This window comes from Promicromonospora kroppenstedtii DSM 19349, assembly GCF_000515355.1.
Taxonomy (GTDB): domain Bacteria; phylum Actinomycetota; class Actinomycetes; order Actinomycetales; family Cellulomonadaceae; genus Promicromonospora; species Promicromonospora kroppenstedtii.
Genome location: NZ_KI911634.1, coordinates 127,424 through 131,302, shown reverse-complemented (window position 1 = coordinate 131,302; position 3,879 = coordinate 127,424). Strand labels below are relative to the sequence as shown.

Below are 3,879 nucleotides of genomic sequence, written 5' to 3'. Positions count from 1 at the left end.
GACGGCGGGGTCGACGCGGGCCACGGTCAGGCGCCCCCGCTCATCCGTGCACCCGGCGCACCCACGCGCGGGCGTCGGCGATCTCCCGGGCGTTCGGCAGGTTCTCGGGCCCGGCCCACACGGCGTTGAGCCCGTCGCGGCCGACGGTCCGCTCCACGGTGCGCACGAACACGGCGCCGTCGCGGTACTGCGCGAGCTTGGCCTCCATGCCCAGCAGCTTCTGCACCACGACGTCGAAGGTGCTGCGGCCCTCGCCGTCGCGCCGCCGCTCGAACTTGGCGCGGATGCGCCGCACGGACGGCACCACGCGCGGCCCGACGGCGTCCATCATCACGTCCGCGTGGCCCTCCAGGAGGGCCATGACGGCGGTGATGTCGGCGAGCTCGGCCTTCTGCTCGTGGGTGAGCATGCCGTCCACGAGGGTGCCGCCCTCGCCCCGCAGGGCGCCGAGCACGCTGCGCCCGATGACGGCGAGCTTGCGGTCGAACCGGGCCTTGGCCAGCTCGGCGGAGGTGCGAGCCATGCCGGAGACCAGGCCTCGCGTGCGTCCGCTGAGGTGGCCGGCGAGCCAGGGTGCCGCAGCGAACTGGAGGGCGTGCGTCTGCTCGTGCAGGCAGACCCACAGCCGGAAGTCCTGCTCCGGGACCTGGAGCGCACGCTCGGCCTGCAGCACGTTGGGAGCCACCAGCAGCAGCCGGCCGGAGCCGGAGTAGGGGTCGAACTGGCCCAGCACGCGGCCGCTGAGCAGGGCGAGCACGGCTCCGATCTCGGCGGCGCCGGCCATCTGGGCGCCGGCGGAGGTGGCGCTCCGGGAGATCTCCGCGACCGCCGTGCCGATCCCGTCGGTCATGACGGCCATCGACTGGGTGTTCGCACGGGCCCAGCTCGCGCGGTCCACCACCGCGATCGGGCTCAGCCCGGCGCCGTCGGCCCCGTAGGTGGTGGCCGGCGTCATCCGCGTCGTCTCCAGCACGTGCCCGACGGCGTCCCCTGCCGCCGTACGCAGGCCGGTCACCAGGGCGGCGAGCTCGTCCCGCCCGGCCACGGGTCCGGGCGCGGCGAGGCGCGCCGCGATCTGCGCCGCTGCCGACCAGTCGACGATCTGTGGGGATACGGAGGCCTGGGTCACCGCACCACGGTAACGGCCCGGCGTGGTGCCGCGTCAGCCCTGGGTGGAGTACGCCGCGAGGTCGCCCACGAACCCGTCGTAGATGGACGTGGCGCCCACCGTCTGCTTGGCCGGGATCGAGTCCGCGAGCACGGAGAAGACGAGCAGCCGGTCGTCGGCCGTGACCACGGTCCCGGCGAGCGCACGCACCTTGGGCAGGCTGCCGGTCTTGGCCCGGGCCAGGCCGCGGGCGGGGTTGGCCCCCGTGAAGCGACCGTGGGACACGTCGAGCGTGCCGGTCAGGCCCGCGATCGGCATGCCGACGGCCTCGCTGCGCAGCTCGGGGCGCGCGGGGTCGACCATGACCCCGAGCAGGTCCACGAGCTGCTGCCCGCTGAGGTACGAGCCGTCGCCGAGCCCGGAGCAGTCCCGCAGGCGGGCACCGGTCATATCGACGCCGAGCCGCTCGGCCTGGGCGATCACGGCCTGGGTGGCGCCGTCGTTCGAGCCGGGCAGGCCGGCGTCCACCGCGACCAGGCGACCGAGCACCTCGGTGATGGTGTTGTCGGAGTACTGCATCGCGAAGCCGATGACCTCCGCCAGCGGCGCGGAGCTCACCTCGCCGAGCACCCGCGCGTCGTCGGGCGCGGTCTCGTCGATCACGGCGCCGGCCGTCGTCAGCCCTTCCTTCTCCAGGGCCGCGGAGAAGGCTTCGGCGGCGTACTTGCCCGGGTCCGAGGCGCGGGGCCCGTTGTCGGTGTAGTCGTCGCCCAGCAGACCGACGTTGATGCCGAGGGACGAGACGGGCGCGATGTAGCCCGCCGCGATGTTCGGGCTGGCGACGGTGGGGGCGATCTCGTCGCCCGTGAAGAGCGTGTCGTCGAGCGCGACCCGCACCTCGGTGGCCCCGGTGACCTTGATCTTGGCGGCGACCTGCTGGGCGAGATCGGCGAGCCCGGCGCGACCGTTAACCGCGTTTGGGTTGCCCTTGCCCTCGGCCAGCATCATGTCGCCGCCGCCCACGAGCACCACGGTGTTGTCGTCGACCAGCACGGCCTTGGTCTGCAGGGTGCTGTTCGCGATGGACGACGAGAGCGCGGCGACGCCGGTGAAGAGCTTCTGCGTGGAGGCGGGGGTCATCAGCTTGTCCGGGCTGGACGAGCCGAGCACCTGACCCGACGTGCCGTCCGCCACGACCACGCCGACACGCGAGCCGAGCCGCTTGTCCTTGGCCAGGTCGCTCACCAGGCGCTGCATCTCCACGCTGTCCGGCACAGGGGCGTCGGCCGGCAGGTCGCTCAGGAGCGCGGCGGGCGCTGGACCGTCGACGGCGCCCGGCGCGGACGGGAACGGGCTCGGCTCGGGCCAGGGTGCGGCGGTGGTGAGCATGCCGGGGACGACGTCGTACGCGTCCGCGACCAGGTACCCACCGAACAGTGCGACGACCGCGGCGACGGCAGCACCGGAGCGCAACCCCCACTCCATGGGCATCCTCTCGATCGTCACGTGAAAGCCATCGCCAACTCTAGTCGCGGCAAACGACGAGGCGCGTACGGCGACGGCCGTTCACGGGAAATTTCACCCACTTGTGCCGCAGATTCCCGCGCGCGTCGCGCACGTTGCGAATTATGCCGAACACCGGCAGTGGTTCTGACCACAGGTAACGGTCGGGACACAAGACACATGGCACACTGGACAGGCGCAAGACCGCCGCCGCGGTAAGACACTTCGGCGACCATCATCGAGAACTGGAGCACATCGGCGTGGAGTTCGACGTCACGATCGAGATCCCCAAGGGTCAGCGGAACAAGTACGAGGTGGATCACGAGACCGGACGCATCCGCCTCGACCGCATGCTCTTCACCTCGACGCGCTACCCGGACGACTACGGCTTCATCGAGGACACCCTCGGCGAGGACGGCGACCCGCTGGACGCCCTGGTCCTCCTGGAGGAGCCCACGTTCCCCGGCTGCCTGATCCGGTGCCGTGCCCTGGGCATGTTCCGCATGCGCGACGAGGCCGGCGGCGACGACAAGGTGCTGTGCGTGCCGACCGGTGACCAGCGCGCGGCGTGGCGCCAGGACATCGACGACGTCTCCGACTTCCACCGCCTGGAGATCCAGCACTTCTTCGAGGTCTACAAGGACCTGGAGCCCGGCAAGTCCGTCGAGGGCGCCCACTGGGTGGGCCGCGCCGAGGCCGAGGCCGAGATCGTCCGCTCGATCCAGCGGGCCAAGGACACGGGCTACTACGACAAGCACTGATCCCGCCGCAGCAGAACCCTGCACGTAGACCAGGGCGGGACAGAACGCCGGCGAGGTAGAGCTGGGGCGGAGCGACCGGTCGGTCCTCCGCCCCAGCTCTGCTTCGCCCTGGTCCTGCTCCGCCGGAGGTCTGTCTCGCTGCGGTGCCGTCTCGGCTCAGGGGCGGCCCGCGTAGGGCATCGCGTTCGAGAGGCGCAGCGGGTTCTCCGAGAGCGGGTGCCCGGGCAGCGTCGCCTCGATCATCATGCCGCCGCCCGTGTACATGGCCACGTGGTAGATCGACGACGGGTCGCTCGGGTTCGAGCCGTAGAAGATGAGGTCGCCGGGCCGCAGCGCGCCGTAGCCCACCTTGCCGACGGCCAGGTATTGCGACCGCGACGTCCGCGTGATGTCGACGCCCTGGCTCGCCCACGACATCATCGTCAGCCCCGAGCAGTCGTACGACGACGGACCCGCCGCACCGAGCAGGTACGGCGCGCCGATCTTCGTACGGGCCCAGGCCACGGC

The 3,879-nt window shown here is 71.8% G+C and carries 4 protein-coding genes; 1 reads left to right on the top strand and 3 read right to left on the bottom strand.

The window, feature by feature from the left end; all coding sequences use genetic code 11:
- Positions 1–40: 40 nt before the first annotated feature.
- The gene (locus PROKR_RS07120; protein WP_036961100.1) at positions 41–1,129 is read right to left on the bottom strand and encodes a zinc-dependent metalloprotease; all 1,089 of its coding nucleotides are present in this window, start codon (positions 1,127–1,129) and stop codon (positions 41–43) included.
- A gap of 33 nt (positions 1,130–1,162) precedes the next feature.
- A complete protein-coding gene (dacB, locus tag PROKR_RS07115; protein WP_245605729.1) occupies positions 1,163–2,614 on the bottom strand; it encodes a D-alanyl-D-alanine carboxypeptidase/D-alanyl-D-alanine endopeptidase in 1,452 nt (483 codons plus the stop codon).
- A gap of 257 nt (positions 2,615–2,871) precedes the next feature.
- On the opposite strand from dacB, the gene PROKR_RS07110 reads away from it, so the two are divergent.
- Positions 2,872–3,372, top strand: coding sequence for an inorganic diphosphatase (locus tag PROKR_RS07110; protein WP_020017930.1), 501 nt, complete (start codon positions 2,872–2,874; stop codon positions 3,370–3,372).
- Positions 3,373–3,528: 156 nt separating this feature from the next.
- Here PROKR_RS07110 and PROKR_RS07105 read toward each other — a convergent pair.
- Positions 3,529–3,879, bottom strand: a 351-nt coding sequence (locus tag PROKR_RS07105) for a C40 family peptidase (RefSeq protein ID WP_036961094.1), incomplete at its 5' end; no start/stop codon positions are given.